Origin of the sequence: Kitasatospora cineracea, from assembly GCF_003751605.1 — a bacterium.
Lineage (GTDB): Bacteria > Actinomycetota > Actinomycetes > Streptomycetales > Streptomycetaceae > Kitasatospora > Kitasatospora cineracea.
The window spans coordinates 756,948-771,774 of sequence record NZ_RJVJ01000003.1 but is presented as its reverse complement, the minus strand read 5'-3'; the positions used below and the strand labels follow the sequence as shown (position 1 = coordinate 771,774).

Genomic DNA, 14,827 nt, shown 5'->3' with positions numbered 1-14,827 from the left:
GCGACGAGCATCGACCTCGGATATGTTCCCCACCCATGAACAGCCCAACGAACGACCCAACAACCGACACGATAAGCACCGTTGCAGTACTAGGGAGCGTATTTGGTCGTGATCAAGGGGTGGTCCTGGTGAGGTCCTTGATCCAGATCATTCGCGCCACGGAGGTGGAGGCCGGCGAGGTAGCTTTCCGGGGTTTTGTCATACCAGGTGGCGATGCCGCGCCAGGCCTTCAGCCTGTTGATCAGGCGCTCGACGGTGTTCCGTTCCTTGTAGAGCTCGGTGTCGTGGCTGACAGGCCTGCCACCCTGGCGGCCCTTCTTCTTGCGGTTGGCGGCTTGGTCCCTCTTCTCCGGGATGACCGCTTTGATGTGGCGTTTGCGCAGGTAGGAACGGTTGCCGCAGGACGAGTAGGCCTTGTCCCCGGCGACCGCGTCGGGCCGCGTGCGCGGGCGGCCGATCGGCCCGCGGACCCGCATCTTCTTCAGCGCGGTGATGAACTGCGGGCTGTCGGCGGCCTGTCCCTCGTCAGGACGAGCACCAGCGGGCGGCACCTGCGCTCGCCGACGACGTGGATCTTGCCGGTCTGACCGCCCCTGGAGCGCCCGAGCAGGGCAGCCTTCAGCCGGAGCTTGCGCCGGCGTCGGACGCGTCGCCGCTCGTCCCGCTCCGGGTCGTCTTCGGCGCTCTGCCCGTCTTGTCCCTCCGAGCCGCCCCTTTTGCCGGGCCTTCTCCGCCTCCTCGGCGGCCTTCTCCAGGTCGGCGAGCGTGTCGGGGTCCAGGTGCATCCCGGCGGCGTCGTGGTGGGCCCGAACGGTCGTGGAGTCCACGCTGACCAGCGACAAGTCCACCTCACCACGCTTCGCGGCCTCCGCGATCGCACCCTCCAGCAGAGCCTCGAACACCCGGGCGTCCCTCCACTGCCGGAAGCGGTTGTGGACCGTCGACCAGGCCCCGAACTCGCCCGGCACCTCCCGCCACTGCCCGCCCGTCCGAAACCGCCAAATCACACCCTCGAACTGCCGACGCAACCGCTCGGGGTACGGGCCGTACTCACCGACCGGCAGATACGGCTCGATGAACTCCCACTCGGCGTCCGTCAGTTGCACTCGCGTCACACAACACGATCTACCGGACCAGGGCCCACCACGAGGGCGAAACCCACAAATTGATCACAACCAGATACGCGCCCTAGGACCACGGTGGCAAAGACTGTCTTCTTCTGACTGGACACAGCAGTTCCTTTGCGGGCTGGAGAATCGCCGCCAGAGTAGCGGCCGGGCAAGCATCGCCGACACCGTTCACCGCAAACGAGGGTGTTCTGAAGCAGCCAGGTGCAGAACCGTCGTGGCCGGTGACCGGAACGAAGACGGCCGACTTCTTATGCTGTCCGGTCTTTCACCGGGTAGATCTTGGCGTGCAGGACCCGGACGTCCCACCACGGGTCGGCGGGGGTGGAGACCAGGGCAGCCATCTGCTCACGCTTGGTCGGCGCGGGCAGCACCAGCGGCCCGAGCCGCTTCTCCTGGCGATCGTGCTCACAGCCGGGGCACTCCAGCCGGTCGGGGCCGGCCTTCTGCGTCAGCTCCAACTCCGAGCCCTCCTCGCCGCCGATGGAGCCCCGGCACGTCCAGCACGGGCGCAGCTGGGCGTTGGCGGTGCGGGCTTGGTGGAGGCGTTCGCGGGCGGCTGCGGCCTGCTGTTCTTGGTGTTCGAGGTGGCAGTCCCAGCAGCGGCCGCGGGGGCGGCGGGTGAAGTCCTGGCGGCCGTCTGGCCCGTACTCCCGGGTGGTGGCCTGTTCGGGGATGTTGCCGCAGTCGGCGCAGGCCAGGGTGCGCATCGCCTTGCGGTGTCGGCGTGCGGCTTCGCGTTCTTCTTGGCGGGCCTTGTCCTCGCGGGCTTTCTGGCGCTGGTTGTAGGCGTCGCGGTTGTCGGGGTTGTCGAGGGCGTCCAGCAGGGAGTGGCGGCCGGGGCGGCCGTAGCGCCACCAGGCGGGGCCGAGGGGGCCGTGTTCGGTCAGCAGGTCCAGGGTGGTGGCGATGACGGGGATGGCGTCGTCGTACTCGCGCCAGCCGTCGCCGTCGTTGTCGTCTCGGGTGACGGTCCAGCGGGTGCCCTGCCAGCAGTCGGCGGACATGCTGGCGACCTTCTGCTGGCGGTTGGTCAGGGTGGTGGTGCTGGCGTCGGTGAAGACCAGGGCGACGGGCGGGTAGCCGGGCCGGGTGTGGCCGGGCCAGGTCCGGTGCCACCAGTGCACCATCCGGTCGGCCGGGTCCTTGTCGGCGAGGGCCGGGTCGCTGTCCTTGACCTTGACCCGGAACAGCTCGCGGTAGGCGGGCAGCTTCGCCGCCAGGCGGCGCAGCGACATGGTGGAGCGGTCGACCTCGACCATCAGGACCGGCAGGCCGATCTCGGGGGCCTGCCATAGGGCGTCCGGGCGGACCTTGCGGCGGCCGCCGGGCAGGGTGAACTCCACCTCGGTGGCCCAGTCCTCGATCCCCCCGACGCCGCCGGTCGCGCCCGGGGCGGTGCCGCCGAGGATGAAGGCGAGCACGCTCTCGTTGACCGCCATCGCGTGCTGTGCGCCGCTGCTGCCCGCGCCCCGTGTGGTGCCGCCCATCTCGGAGCGGGGCAGGCGCAGCACGTGGCCGGCCGCCTCCAGTCCGGCGGTGCCTTCCAGCCGCCAGGTCTTGTCCCGGGTCTTGGTGTTGCCGTCGGAGGCGGCCAGGTGCTGGCGGGCGAGGTCGTTCAGCGCCTGGCGGATCGCCTTGTTCGACATCGCGCTGGGGCGCAGCAGGCGCTGGAGCTGGTCGGCGGTGGCGACCTTGAGGACGCCGAGCGCGCCCAGGACCTCGGCGCGCAGCGCGTTGGTGGAGTCGTTGGCCTTCGGCTTGCCGCGCCGGACCGCGATCCGGTCGGGCGGTTCGGGTCGGGTGGCGTCGGCCTGGTCGTGGTCGTCGTCGGGTTCGGCTAGGCGGGCGGGGGCGTGCACGGGCGTCTCCCGAGGTGCGTGGGCGGGCGTGGTGTTCCTCCGGGATATCCGGCCGCTGTGACAGCCGTCGAGCCCGTTCCGGGCCCGCGCGCCGGGCCCTGGCCCGGCCCCTGTATCGGCGGCCGCGGCGGCCGCTTTCCACCACTCGCGCGGACGGCTCCAGCCGGACGCGAAGAAAGAGAAAAGCCCGCCGCAGGCGTGCATCCCGAACCGAACAGACGACACAAGCCAAAACCAAAAGCAAAAGACGGGAGAAGGGGAATGTCGAACCCTAGCTGGGCCCCGGATCCGGGCCCTGACGTGCCCATTCTTCCGTCCCCGGCATGGCAGGACCGGTAGGAGGCGTGGTAGAGGAAACGGTAGGGGGAACGGAAGAGCCCCGGTCAAACTCACCGGCCCGTCGAGGTGGCCGGTGAGTTTCCTTGGCGGGCCATCAAGGAAACTCACCGGGCACCTTGACGGCCGTTCCGGCAGGTCAGAGCACTGCGGCCGGAGCGGCTGCCAAGGTTGGTAAGGACCGGATAACGGACCGGTTTTCGGACCGGTTAGAAAACCGGTTAGAACGCCAGATACCTTGGTAGGCACAGTTACGCAATCGTTATGGACAACCAACCTTGCCATCTAGAAATCCGGTGAGTTTCGTGGGGTTTCATTCCCCGAGCACGGGATCGCCCCGTGCACGAAACCTGAGGGAGTGCCTTCGTGACCGGGGATCTGGAAACCGACCACGACGTCCTGGTGACGCTCGCCCGCTTCACCCTGGCCGCCGCCGAACAACTCCACCAGCTCCACGGCGGGCAGGCCGGCCTCAAGCAGACCCAGAAGCGGCTGACCCGCCTGCACACCGAGGGCCTGGCCGAGTTCATCACCCTCCCCCAGGCGGGCCGGGCGAAGGCGTGGCACCTCACCGCCGCCGGCGCGAGCGCCACCGCCGCCTTCCCCGAAACGCGCCGCCCCGACGGCACCAGCGCGGCCGCGGCCGCCGAGCCGGACGCCCTGCGCTACGGCCGCAGCCACTTCCTCAACCTCGGCCGCATCCACTGCGCCTTCGTCACCGACGCCCGCACCCGAGGCGAGGACTGCGGGCCCCTCGACCTCACCCCCGCACCGGAGCACCGCGCCGGCACCGACGGGCCCCTCTACCGGCCCGCCGCCGAACTCGCCTACACCGCCAACCTCGACCACACCCGGCTGCGGCTGCGCGCGTTCGTCGAACTCCACCGCCCCGACACCGGCACCGAGCCCATCGCCGGGCAGCTCGCGGCCTGCGCCCGCCTATGGGAACAGACAGGCCCCGGCGGCGCCGGGCGGGCCTGGGAACGCCTCTGGAAGACCTTCCCGCGGCTCCTGGTCGTCCTGACCGGCACCACCGCCACCGAGGCCCGCACCGCGGTGGCGGACCTGCGCCTGGCCGCCGAGGAACGGCCCGGCCTCGCCGAGATGCTCACCGCCGTCCCGGCCGGCGCCGCCCGCCTCGAAGACCTCCTCCAGCACGGCCCCGCCGCCCCTATCTGGCACCCGCTCACCGGGCAGGAACGGCGGCCGTGCGGCTGGACGGAGCTGTAGCTGGTGAACGTCGGCCGGACCGGGGCGGCAAAGGAGCAGCCCGCTCAGGCCGTGGACGGCGGCCGCGCTGCGATCCGGGATCGCAGCGCTCTGACCTGGGCCGGTGAGTTTCGGCGACCGGAAACTCACCGGTGTCGCAGCGAACTCACCGGCCTGCGACTGCGAAACTCACCGGCTGGTCGCAGCCGGCTGCAACCCAGGTCGCAGGCGCAGCCGGCTACCCGTCGCGGGCCTGCGCCGCCGTCGCACCGAACCGTCTCTGAGCTGCGATGGAAAGGTTGCGGCAAGCGAAACTCACCGAGCCGATGCCGAACTCACCGGCCCCGGTGACGGCGACGGGACGGTCAGCTTCGGCGCCACCAGATACAGCCGCGCTCCGCCTCAGCGGCCGCGGCTTCGACGGCGCGCTGCTGCTCGGCCGCTTCCTCAGCTTCGCGACGCTCGCGCTGGTCGGCATCGGCCTGGCGACAGGACCCGCACAGCCCGTCGTCCCAAACCGTCCGATCCTTCTCCGCCCACCGCTCGTCGGTGAACTTCGCGGCACAGCGGGTGCAGGCCGGACGGGCGGCTTCGCGCTCGGCGGCCTGCTGTTCGCGGCGGGCCTGGTCGGCAGCCGCGCGCTGGGAGGCGAGGAGCTGGTCGCCGTCGGGGTTGTCGAGCGCGTCGGTGAGGGTGTGCCAGCCGGGTCGGCCGAAGCGGCGCCACACCGCAGCGCCGGCGCTGCGGGCGCGCAGCAGCGGCAGGGTGGTGGCGACGACTGGCAGGGCGCGGTGGTAGTCGCGGGCGGTGGTGCCGTCGCCCCAGTACGTGCTCATCCCGCTGCGCGCACACGCCGACATCCTTTTGCCCGCCATTCAGGAGGCGATCCGGCAAGGCGGGGCCCGAGGCGGTGCGACCCGCCCGTTCCTCGAAGTGCTGGAAGCCTGGGGAGAGGACGCCCTGCCGGCCCTGCCCGACCTCCTGCCCCTGCTCGCCGACAGCTGGACTGCACTCCACGTGGTCCGGGTGCTGCAAGCGATCGGCACGGCCGCCGCGCCAGCTGCACCCGCCCTACGCACCTGCCAGGTCCTGGATTACCCCGGCAACCACTCGTTCGTGGCCTCGACCGCCGCATACATCACCATGGACCGCGAGGCGAGGCTGCGGATGATCGGCGATGCCGTCACCGCGACAGAAGAGCCCGACTACAGGCAGATCGGCGCCCTGGCCGAATTCGGCTCCGACGCCGCGCCCCACGCCCACCGCGTCCGGCTCGCAATGGAGAACAGCACCGACTACTCGCGTCTCTCTGCGGCCATCACGCTCTGGTCGATCACAGGCCGAACCGAACCGAGCATCCACGTTCTGGAGGAATTCGTGGTACCGGTCGCCACGGGCGGGGACAGCTACGGGTTCTTTCGTGACACGCTCCAAGCCCTTGTCCGAATGGGCGAGATAACCCCGGCAATCCGGGCCGCACTGCTGACGATCCACCAGTTGGACCGCCGCCTGTCGACGGAGGGGGGATACCCGGCGATCCTCCGCGACGACGAACTGCGCGGCTTGATCGAACTGGCCCTCGCGTGCGGGGACACCGACTCGAGAGAGACATGCTGAAGGGCCCGGTAAAACCGGGGGTGCCTGGGTGAGCACCCGCCCCGGCACACCGACAGTGCTGCACGTCCGCTTCCACCCGCCCGGCGGCGAGCTGGACCCGGCCGACTACGAAGTGCTGCTCGACCCCCTGGAAGCGATCACCCCCGTCGTGCAGGCCCTGCCCCCGAACGCCCCCTCCTCGACATCTCCGGCGCCCTGCCCTACTTCCACACCGACCCGGCAGGCCTGGCCGCGATGATCCGCGCCCGCGCACTGGCCACCCACGCCACCGACACCACCACCGCCGCCGCGAGCAACCCGCTGCTGGCCCACCTCGCCGCCCGCACCCAACCCATCGGCGGCCTGCGCGTGCTGACCGACGACCAGGTGACCGGCTTCCTCGCCCCGCTGCCGCCGACCGCCCTGCCCGGCATCGGACCGGCCGCGGCCCGCACCCTCGCCCGACTCGGCCTCACCACCCCGGGCCGCATCGCCGCCACCCCGCTGCAGCGCGCCCTCGGCAGTGGCCCCGGCACCTGCCTGCACCGCCACGCCCAAGGCATCGACCCCACCCCCTCACCCCCGCCCGCCCGGGGCCGTCGGCCGGGTACTGCTCCACCGGGTGCACCGCCCCCGGTGCGTGTGGGACACCTCGGGGCTGGGTTCAGGGATGGATGAAGGCAGCGGTTCCCGGTCTGTCGGTCGCGCCGGACAGAATGCGCTCCCGTGAGCCTCCACTTCGAAGTCGTCTTCACCTGCTTCCTCCGGGACGACACCCCCGACGCGGTTCTGAACGCCCTGCGATGGCACCTCGGCCTGACCAACGGACGTCCCACCGCGATCGACCCGGACGAGCACACATACCCGGTCCTCGCTCCCGACCCGGACGGTCGCCTGCCCGGGGGAGACTTCGCTTCCCTGCGGCGTCAGTCCCGCGGCTTCGCGGCCGGCCGCGAGCTCTTCGCGTGGGGCCTGTTCAGCCGCAACTGCTGGCTCGACGACGAGATGGGCGAACTCGTCACCATCCTTGACCTGCTGGCACCCCACATCGAGAAACCCGGCTACGGCGGATACTTCCGCGAGGAGTACGACAGCGAGCCGACCGCCTTCACCTTCGCGAACGGCACCTACGGGCCGCTGAAGCTCTGATCAGGTCTGACTGCCGAACATCGAGACGTTAAAGCACAAGCCTGGTAGCTGAGCCAGGCGGGCGGTGGTGTGTGCCGTGGACTGCCGCCCGCAGCACGTGCCGCCCGACGGTTCGTCAGGGATGGTGCCGGCCGAGCTACAGCACCAGGCCTGCGTCCTGATCGGCCAGGTCCGGGCCGGGCTCCTCGACCGGATCCCGGCGCAGCGTGTCGGGCGGGTGCGGGTCGGCGGCCGGGCGGGCCGCCGGTGAGGGGGTGATGGAGGTCGTCAGGGCGGCGGGTGGGGGCAGGACCGTGGTTGGCGAGCGGACGGGGTGTCCCGGGTTACTGGGGGGTGTCCAGTTCGTGGTAGGCGAGGGCGGCGGGGACGGTGTCGGTGATGACGAACACCTGGTCGGTCTGGGTGACGTCGAGCAGCCGCCGGAACTGGGGGCCGGGGGCGGCCAGCACGAGGGGGACGTGGTGCAGGTTGCGCCGGGCCCTGAGGAGTTCGTTGAGGCCGCTGGAGTCGCAGAACAGCAGGTCGGACAGGTCCAGGACCAGCAGGGGCGGGCGGGCTGCGATCTCGTCGCTCAGCGCGCGGCGCAGGTGGGGGCTGGCGGCGTAGTCCAGTTCGCCGTGCAGGCGCAGGATGCGGGCGGGGGTGGGGGTGTGCAGGGTGGTGAGGTGGAACGTGGTGGTGGGGTCCTGCTCGGACACGCGGCCTCCTTCGCGGGGGTCAAGATCGAGGCCAGCCTGCCACAGCGCCATGGGCGGGGGTGAGCGCAGGTGAGGGGCGGGCGGGGATCCGGCCGGGTGGTGCTACCGCACCCGGCCCGGGTAGAGGGGCCGCCGGATGTTTGTGCGGATTCGCAAGCGGGCTCCGTACCGGGTTCCTGGCCTGATCCGGGGTGTGGGCCGAGGGTGTTCGAGTGCGGCGGGGATGCTCTCGGCCGTCGTGAGCACCTTGTCCGCCCCGGTGATGCCGAGCACTCGGGCACCCGGCCCCGGCCCGGACGCCGAGGCCCGAACCGGGGTCACGGGCCGCCGAGGAGGCGGGCGGGGGTGGTGAGCAGGAGGAGGTGTCCGCCCTGGGCGGCGGGGCGGAAGTCGAAGGGGGTGGTGAAGGAGCCGGTGATCAGGAGCAGGGTGCGGTGGTCGCGCAGGCGGCGGCGCCAGTGGCGGTCGGCGGCCACGTGGCCACCGAACCAGAGGGTGCCACCGGGGCAGTGCAGGGTCAGACGGCAGTCGTCCAGGACGGCCGACCAGCCGGGGTGCGCTTCGGTGGCCGCATCGGCGCAGTGCCGGATGGTCTTGAGGCCCACCCAGCCGTCCGCGGCGAGCACTTGGCGGTCGGGGGCCTGGAGGAGGATCAGGGCCGGGCGGCCGTCGGGCAACAGCTCCGGCCAGGGCTCCCTGTGCAGGCCGGTGCTGCCGATCATCTCCACACCGGCCCCCTTCCCCCCGACCAGGCCACCCACCCAGCTGCCCAGAGGGTTTCCCGAGGACAACAACATCATCAGGCAGGACACCACCCCGCAGAGGACGAACAGGCAAACGAACTGACACAACGTCAACAACCTGCAGGGCGGGGCCGGAGCATGCCCGTACCCGCTGCCGGCGGCGGGCGGCTCTGGCCTGGGGGAGACCGGCCGTACCCCCGCCGGCCGTGCCAGCCGCCCGGGTTGTGGGCCGGGGAGGCGATCGGATCCTCGCCGGGGGCAGGCAGCGGTTGAGCCTTTCCCGTGTGGGTCCGCAGCGTTGGGTACGACGGGGACGGTGGGCAGCGGCATCACGGCCCGGTGGTGGTCGAGCTGGCCGGCCGTCGCGGCGGCGTCCCGATGCGGTAGCGCAGCACGGTCTCCTCGATGAGGACGACGAACCGGTGCCGCCCCTCGTGCAGGAGTGGGCCGCGTTCGAGGCGGGCGGCGGCCGCGGCCGCCACGTCGTCGGGGGTGTCCTGGAAGGAGGAAACGTTTGGGGCGGATCGCCGGTCAGCTGGTCGGTGCGAACGCGGTGATCGCGTCGGCGAGTTCGCCGGGGGCTTCGAGGGGGATGAGGTGCCCGGTGTTCGCGATCACCGTGAACTGTGCTCCGGAGAGGTAGGGAAGGAGGTTGCGGCGCAGCACGTCGGTGGGTTCGACGCGGTCGTGCTCGCCGGCGATGACGAGGGTGGGGGCGCTGATCGTGCGGGTGTGTTCGGTGATGTCCTCGGCGATGCCGTGCAGCGGCCATTGGGTGCGTGCCGCCTCGGCGGCGGCCCGGGAGTCCGCAGCGATCTGTGCCTTGGCTTGCGCCGGCAGGTCGGTGGCGGTCAGGACGGTGTCCCTGGCGGCGGCGACGGACTCTTCGGTGTCGTAGGCGTGGGAGAGGAACTCGCGGTACTCGACGGTGATCTCCGCAGGCGGCCTGGCCGGTCCGGATCCGACGAGGACCACCCCCCGCAGGCGGGCGGGTCGCGTCGCGGCGACGAGTTGCGCCACCTTGCCGCCCATGGAGTGCCCGACGAGGACGTGGTCGTCGATTCCGGCATCGGCGAGGACGGCCGCGGTGTCGTCGGCGAGTTGGCGGAGCGTGTAGGGCCCGGGGAGTGTGCGCGAACGGCTCCACCCGCGGAAGTCGACCGCGAGCGTGTCGCGGCCCGGCAGGCGGTCCACGACCGGGTCCCAGGTGCGGGCGGAGCCGCCCCAGTAGTGCAGGAAGACCAGGGTCGGGCCCGTACCCGGTCGATGGTCGTACGCGGGCAGGGAAAGGTGCCGTGTGCCGTTCATGCGGGGGTCCTCCGGTTTGCTCTGCGGCTGGTTCTTCCTTGGTTCCATTGGACCGTCGAGCGCGGGACGGGACATCGGCACGACTGGACGGTCGATGGTGAAAACTGGACTCGTGGCAACGATCCGGCACATGACCTATCAGCCCGTCGGCCGCGGGGCCTCGTCGGTCGAGGTGATGACGTTCCGACGGCTCCGGGACATCAACGACCGCGGCGCGCAACGAGCCGACTTCCACGTCCTCGCCCTCGTCGACGAGGGCGACGGCACGGTCGCGGTCGACTTCGCCTCCCATCCGCTCTCGGCGCGGACCGCGGTGCTGATCCCGCACGGCGCCGTGCACCGCTGGGACGACATCACCCGCATCACGGGACACCTGGTGCTCTTCGTCCCGACCGCGCCGGTGACGCACCACACGCGCGCAATGGTCGCCTCCCCCGGTCCCGTCGCCCGGTGGACGGTGCCCGCCGAGGCGTGGCCGTTCGTCGACGCGGCACGCGGGCACCTTGTCCTGGAGGCGGCCGCCCTGGCCGAGGACCCGTCGACGGAACTGCCCGCGATCCTGCTGTCCGCACTGATCACCCGCCTCGATCCTCCGTATTCCGAGGCGCGCTCGGCGAACCCGACGTTCCAGCTGTTCCGCTCGAGCGTCGAGGCGCATTTCCGGACCCACCACGACGCCGGTCACTACGCGGCCGCGCTCGGATTCGCCCCACGCACCCTGACCCGGGCCGTGCAGCAGGCCACCGGGCGCACTGCGAAGGCGTACATCGTGGAACGGATCGCACTCGAGGCGAAGCGCCTGCTGGCCCACGAACGCGTCACCGCGGCGCGGTGCGCGAGCGAACTAGGGTTCCCGGACCCCTCGAACTTCTCGCTCTTCTTCCTGAACGCGACGGGCCTGCGCCCAGGCGCCTGGCAGGCAGCGACGACCCTCGGCTGACCCGCCGGCGCCCGCCTCCCGCTCGGCTGCCTTCCGGCCGGCGCAACGGGTTCGGCGGCAGTCTCGACGACGTGTTCGACGACGGTCTCGACGAGCCCGGCCTCCGGCCTGAGCGACCGTCCCGGCACAGCGGTTCTGCTGGACCGGCCTGTCACGGCTGCGACCCCGGAGGGAGGGGGTTCGGGCGGGGGATCAGCTGCTCCTCGGCCGGGGCCGGCCGGCGTCGGTGGTGAGGGGAACGCGCAGGCTCACCCGGTAGCCGCCGTCGGGGGTCGGTCCGGATTCGAGGGTGCCGTGCAAGAGTTCGGCGCGTTCGCGCAAGCCGATCAGGCCCTGTTGGGAGCCGGGGAGGGGCAGGGAGGGGCGGGTGGGCGCACTGTTGGTGACGGTCACTCCCACCTCGGTGCCGTCCTGCCAGAGGTCGACGGCGGCGGTGGCGCCGGGGGCGTGCTTGCGGGCGTTGGTCAGGGCTTCCTGGACGGTGCGGTAGAGGGCTCGTTGGGCGGGGGCGGTGAGGGCGGCGGGGAGTTCGCCGCTCAGGCGGGTGTCGATGCCGCTGGCGTCGACGAGCCGGTGCAGGTCCGCGAGGGTGGGCTGGGGGGTGAGTTCGGTGTCGCGACCGCCGGAGGCGCGCAGCAGCCGGACCATGGTGCGCAGTTCGTCGAGGGTGGTGACGCTCAGGGAGCGGATGGTGCGGGCGGCGTCCCGGGCGTCGTCGTCGCCGGTGGACACCTGGAGCGCTCCGGCCCGGACGGCGATCAGGCTGACCTGGTGGGAGACGACGTCGTGCATCTCGCGGGCGAGTTGGGCGCGTTCGCGGGCGAGCACGGCCTGGGAGTGCAGGACGCGCTCGTGCTCCCTGGCCTCCTCGGTCTCGGCCATCTGCCGCTCCAGGTCGCGGCGGGTCTGGACGAGTTGCCCGAACAGCACGGCGGCGGCCGCGGTGGCCAGGCTGTAGACGAAGGCGACCAGGGTGAGGGTGCGGCTGACCTCGAACGGGCCGCCCAGGGACCAGGGGATGCTGGCGGCGAGCGCGGCGCCCAGGGCGCAGAGTGCGAGGAAGCGGCGGTTGCGGGAGCGTTCGGCCAGGGTGAACAGGGCGATGAGGGGGGCGAGCGCGATGTCGTCCTGGGTGAAGGCGATCGGCAGGGTGAGCAGCAGGACGGGGAAGGGGAACCGGCGGCGCAGCGCCAGCGCGGCGCAGCCGAGTGCGGCGACCGCGAGGTCGGGCGGGGCGGGGTCGGTGAGGTTCAGTGACGTGTCGACGGCTGCCGCCAGGACCAGGGCGCCGTCCACGACAGGCGCGGGGATCCGCGCCCACAGGGTCCGGGCCCGGTGGTGGGCTTCGGTCCGGGACGGGCCGTCGTGCGGCACCGTTCGGGTCACCGCCGGTTCCTGGCCGCTCGCCTCCCTGTTCATCGGTGCCACCTCGCCTTCGTGCTGCTGCGCCTCTGCCGTCGCGGGTCGCGACCTCGTCCGGGCGCGCTCCGTCGAAGCCGACCCTACGGCTTCGGCGTCGTCGTGGCGGTGGTCGGAGGGCGGCTCCGGCCACTCGGCGGGGTGTCGTCATCCGGTCGGCAGGGGGCGCCGGCGGGCGGGCCGGTCGGGGGCGGCGGCGCCGGTCGGCGGGGGTGTTCCCGGCGGTCGGCGGAGTGACCGGGCGCGGTGCGGCCGCTGGGATGGGAGAGGTGGGCCGGTGACGCCCGCACCCGGAGCAGGCGTCCTCGTTCGCCGGTGCGGGTCCCCCGTTCCCGTTCGAGAGCGATGCCGTCTTGCTGATCCCCGTCCTGTTCGTGATCACCGCGGTGGTGGCCGGCTGGTCGCTCGTCGCCGGCCGGTTGGAGCGCAGGCACGTACGGGCGCCGCTGGTGCTGGTGCTCGCGGGCGTCGCCACCGGTCTGTTCACGCACAGTCAGATCGCCGGTGCGATGAACTCCGAGGTCGCCCAGCGGGTGGCGGAGATCATCCTGGCCGTGCTGCTGTTCGTGGACGCCACCGAGCTGCGCGGCGGCCGGCTGTTCGGGCACCATCCCGGTGCGGCGGTGCGGGTGCTGCTGGTGGCGCTGCCGCTGAGCCTCGGCGCGACCGTCCTGCTCGGCGGCCTGCTGCTGCCCGGCCTGCCGGTCGCGGTGCTGCTGCTGATCGCCTGCGTGATCGTCCCTACCGACTTCGCACCGGCGGAGATCCTGGTCCGCGACCGGCGGGTCCCGGCGCGGGTGCGCAGCGTGCTCAACGTGGAGAGCGGCTACAACGACGGCATCGTCTCGCCGCTGTTCCTGTTCGCGCTGGTGCTGGCCGGGTCGACGGCCGAGCAGCGCACCCCGTGGGAGGCGTTGGCCACGACCGTGCCGTTCGCGGTCAAGGCGCTGGTGGTGGGCGCGTTGGTGGGCGCGCTGCTCGCCTGGGCGATGAACCTCGCCCAGCGCGCGCACGGGATGACCGACCGGTCCCGACGGATCCTGGTGCTGGTCGTTCCGCTGCTGGCCTACACCTCGACGACCGCGGTGCACGGCAACGGTTTCGTCGCCTCGTTCGTGGCCGGTGTCGCCTTCCGCTACGTGCGGCGGGCGCCGCAGCGCCAGGGCGTAGCTGCGGCGGTCGGTTCGGACTTCCAGCTGATCGAGGACACCAGCGCGATGATGACCATGGTGATGTGGTTCTTCTTCGGCAACGCCGTGGTGCTGACGCTGGGCCTCGGCCTGGACTGGCAGGTGCTGGTGCTGTGCGTGGCCGCGCTCACCGTGCTGCGGGTGGTGCCGGTGCTGTTGTCCCTGCTGGGCTCCAGGCTCAGCGGTCGCGAGCGGCTGATGGTCGGCGCGCTCGGGCCGCGCGGCACCACCTCGATCGTGTTCGGCCTGCTCGCCTTCAACGCCCTCCCGGACGGGCCGGGGGCCGACAGTGCCCTCGACGCCATGGTCGTCGTCGTGCTCGGGAGCGTCCTGCTGCACGGCGGCGGGTCGATCGCCGTCGCCCGCGCGCTGCGCGGCAGGCCGGGGGCTCGCCCGAAGGACGTGGTGGACGCCGGTGGCACCGCCCGGGTCGGCGCGCTGCGGGAGTGAGCGGCGGTGGCGCGCCCCGTCGTCACGGGCGCCGCGGCCGGCCCCCGGTCCCGTCCGGGCCGTCGTCGGTCAGCAGCCCCGCGCGCTGGGCGAGCAGCGCGGCCTGGACCCGTCCGCCCACGCGCAGCTTGGTGAGGATCGCGCTGACGTGGTCCTTGACCGTGCCGGTCCCCAGGTGGAGGCGCACGCCGATGTCCGCGTTGGACAGGCCCTCGGCGATCAGGGCCAGCACCTCCCGTTCCCGGTCGGTGAGCAGGCCGACCCGCGCGGCCTGCTCGTCGACCACGGCCGGGGCGCTGCCGGGGTGGCCGCGCAGCAGGCTCTCGGAGGCCTTCGGGGACAGGACGACCCCGCCGGCGGCGAGGGTGCGCACCAGTGGGGCGAGTTGCTCGGGCTCGGTGTCCTTGAGGACGAATCCGGCGGCCCCGGAGTTCAGCGCGGTCAGGATGTACTCGTCCGTGTCGAAGGTGGTCAGCATCGCCACCACCGGGGGCGAGGGCAGGGCGACCAGTTCCCGCAGCAGGCTGAGCCCGTCGACGTCCGGCATCCGGATGTCGAGCAGGACGACGTCGGGCCGGTGCTCCCGGACGGTGGCCAGGGCCTGCCCGCCGGCGGCGGTCGCCACCACCGCGATGTCGCCCGCCGCGTTGAGGATCATGCCGAAGCCCGACCTGATCAGGGCCTCGTCATCCACCACCACTACCCGGATCATGCGTCCTCCGCCCGCGCCGGACCTCTGCCGTACCGCCCCATGATCGCGGGTCCGCCCGGCCGGGGCGCACCGGGAGCGGCGGTGCACG

General features: G+C 72.2%; 16 protein-coding genes and 1 pseudogene. 8 read left to right on the top strand and 9 right to left on the bottom strand.

Annotated features, from left to right (window positions below; all coding sequences use genetic code 11):
- Positions 1 to 112: 112 nt before the first annotated feature.
- Both EDD39_RS37540 and EDD39_RS37535 read right to left on the bottom strand, forming a co-directional pair.
- Positions 113 to 1,115 (bottom strand): annotated as a pseudogene (locus EDD39_RS37540) (IS5 family transposase).
- Between the two features lie 263 nt (positions 1,116 to 1,378).
- Complete coding sequence (locus EDD39_RS37535) at positions 1,379 to 2,989, bottom strand: replication-relaxation family protein (RefSeq protein WP_162870348.1); 1,611 nt, start codon at positions 2,987 to 2,989, stop codon at positions 1,379 to 1,381.
- Positions 2,990 to 3,691: 702 nt separating this feature from the next.
- On the opposite strand from EDD39_RS37535, the gene EDD39_RS37530 reads away from it, so the two are divergent.
- A complete protein-coding gene (locus EDD39_RS37530) occupies positions 3,692 to 4,555 on the top strand; it encodes a replication-relaxation family protein (protein WP_123564029.1) in 864 nt (287 codons plus the stop codon).
- Between the two features lie 344 nt (positions 4,556 to 4,899).
- On the opposite strand, the gene EDD39_RS37525 is transcribed toward EDD39_RS37530, so the two are convergent.
- Positions 4,900 to 5,370 (bottom strand): hypothetical protein, encoded by a 471-nt coding sequence (locus tag EDD39_RS37525; RefSeq protein ID WP_123564028.1) that lies wholly within the window; start codon positions 5,368 to 5,370, stop codon positions 4,900 to 4,902.
- Here EDD39_RS37525 and EDD39_RS37520 point away from each other — a divergent pair.
- The 5 genes from EDD39_RS37520 (at position 5,363) to EDD39_RS40090 (ending at position 7,529) form a co-directional block, all read left to right on the top strand.
- Positions 5,363 to 6,151 (top strand): hypothetical protein, encoded by a 789-nt coding sequence (locus EDD39_RS37520; RefSeq protein ID WP_123564027.1) that lies wholly within the window; start codon positions 5,363 to 5,365, stop codon positions 6,149 to 6,151. The genes EDD39_RS37525 and EDD39_RS37520 overlap by 8 nt on opposite strands.
- A gap of 28 nt (positions 6,152 to 6,179) precedes the next feature.
- Positions 6,180 to 6,389, top strand: a complete 210-nt coding sequence (locus EDD39_RS39175; protein WP_148089608.1) for a hypothetical protein — start codon at positions 6,180 to 6,182, stop codon at positions 6,387 to 6,389.
- Positions 6,386 to 6,808 carry a DNA polymerase Y subunit UmuC family protein gene (locus EDD39_RS37515; RefSeq protein WP_123564026.1) on the top strand — a complete coding sequence of 141 codons (423 nt, stop codon included), beginning with the start codon at positions 6,386 to 6,388 and terminating at the stop codon, positions 6,806 to 6,808. Before EDD39_RS39175 ends, EDD39_RS37515 begins: the two co-directional genes overlap by 4 nt.
- A 48-nt stretch (positions 6,809 to 6,856) precedes the next feature.
- Positions 6,857 to 7,279, top strand: a complete 423-nt coding sequence (locus EDD39_RS37510; protein WP_123564025.1) for a hypothetical protein — start codon at positions 6,857 to 6,859, stop codon at positions 7,277 to 7,279.
- Positions 7,280 to 7,355: 76 nt separating this feature from the next.
- Positions 7,356 to 7,529 (top strand): hypothetical protein, encoded by a 174-nt coding sequence (locus tag EDD39_RS40090; protein WP_162870347.1) that lies wholly within the window; start codon positions 7,356 to 7,358, stop codon positions 7,527 to 7,529.
- 73 nt (positions 7,530 to 7,602) lie between these two features.
- On the opposite strand, the gene EDD39_RS37505 is transcribed toward EDD39_RS40090, so the two are convergent.
- The 4 genes from EDD39_RS37505 to EDD39_RS37495 form a co-directional block, all read right to left on the bottom strand.
- Entirely contained in the window at positions 7,603 to 7,977 is a 375-nt protein-coding gene (locus tag EDD39_RS37505; RefSeq protein ID WP_162870346.1) for an STAS domain-containing protein, read from the bottom strand.
- A gap of 317 nt (positions 7,978 to 8,294) precedes the next feature.
- Positions 8,295 to 8,699 (bottom strand): hypothetical protein, encoded by a 405-nt coding sequence (locus EDD39_RS37500; protein WP_244257503.1) that lies wholly within the window; start codon positions 8,697 to 8,699, stop codon positions 8,295 to 8,297.
- 350 nt (positions 8,700 to 9,049) lie between these two features.
- Positions 9,050 to 9,202, bottom strand: a complete 153-nt coding sequence (locus EDD39_RS40085) for a hypothetical protein (RefSeq protein WP_162870345.1) — start codon at positions 9,200 to 9,202, stop codon at positions 9,050 to 9,052.
- Positions 9,203 to 9,251: 49 nt separating this feature from the next.
- Positions 9,252 to 10,028, bottom strand: coding sequence for an alpha/beta fold hydrolase (locus tag EDD39_RS37495; RefSeq protein WP_123564023.1), 777 nt, complete (start codon positions 10,026 to 10,028; stop codon positions 9,252 to 9,254).
- 94 nt (positions 10,029 to 10,122) lie between these two features.
- On the opposite strand from EDD39_RS37495, the gene EDD39_RS37490 reads away from it, so the two are divergent.
- The gene (locus tag EDD39_RS37490) at positions 10,123 to 10,968 is read left to right on the top strand and encodes a helix-turn-helix domain-containing protein (protein ID WP_123564022.1); all 846 of its coding nucleotides are present in this window, start codon (positions 10,123 to 10,125) and stop codon (positions 10,966 to 10,968) included.
- A gap of 192 nt (positions 10,969 to 11,160) precedes the next feature.
- Here the strand turns inward: EDD39_RS37490 and EDD39_RS37485 are convergent, their stop codons facing one another.
- Positions 11,161 to 12,291 carry a sensor histidine kinase gene (locus EDD39_RS37485; RefSeq protein ID WP_425269814.1) on the bottom strand — a complete coding sequence of 377 codons (1,131 nt, stop codon included), beginning with the start codon at positions 12,289 to 12,291 and terminating at the stop codon, positions 11,161 to 11,163.
- Between the two features lie 449 nt (positions 12,292 to 12,740).
- Here EDD39_RS37485 and EDD39_RS37480 point away from each other — a divergent pair, with 449 nt between their 5' ends.
- Entirely contained in the window at positions 12,741 to 14,027 is a 1,287-nt protein-coding gene (locus EDD39_RS37480; protein ID WP_244257502.1) for a cation:proton antiporter domain-containing protein, read from the top strand.
- Between the two features lie 22 nt (positions 14,028 to 14,049).
- On the opposite strand, the gene EDD39_RS37475 is transcribed toward EDD39_RS37480, so the two are convergent.
- Positions 14,050 to 14,739 (bottom strand): response regulator, encoded by a 690-nt coding sequence (locus EDD39_RS37475; RefSeq protein WP_123564020.1) that lies wholly within the window; start codon positions 14,737 to 14,739, stop codon positions 14,050 to 14,052.
- Positions 14,740 to 14,827: the final 88 nt, after the last annotated feature.

What these genes read in the sequence shown, in the direction of transcription:
- EDD39_RS37525 (WP_123564028.1), bottom strand. Translation starts at nt 5,370, where the DNA reads ATGAGCACGTACTGGGGCGACGGCACCACCGCCCGCGACTACCACCGC.
- EDD39_RS37475 (WP_123564020.1), bottom strand. Translation starts at nt 14,739, where the DNA reads ATGATCCGGGTAGTGGTGGTGGATGACGAGGCCCTGATCAGGTCGGGC.
- EDD39_RS37500 (WP_244257503.1), bottom strand. Translation starts at nt 8,699, where the DNA reads ATGATCGGCAGCACCGGCCTGCACAGGGAGCCCTGGCCGGAGCTGTTG.
- EDD39_RS37515 (WP_123564026.1), top strand. Translation starts at nt 6,386, where the DNA reads ATGATCCGCGCCCGCGCACTGGCCACCCACGCCACCGACACCACCACC.
- EDD39_RS37495 (WP_123564023.1), bottom strand. Translation starts at nt 10,028, where the DNA reads ATGAACGGCACACGGCACCTTTCCCTGCCCGCGTACGACCATCGACCG.
- EDD39_RS37490 (WP_123564022.1), top strand. Translation starts at nt 10,123, where the DNA reads ATGGTGAAAACTGGACTCGTGGCAACGATCCGGCACATGACCTATCAG.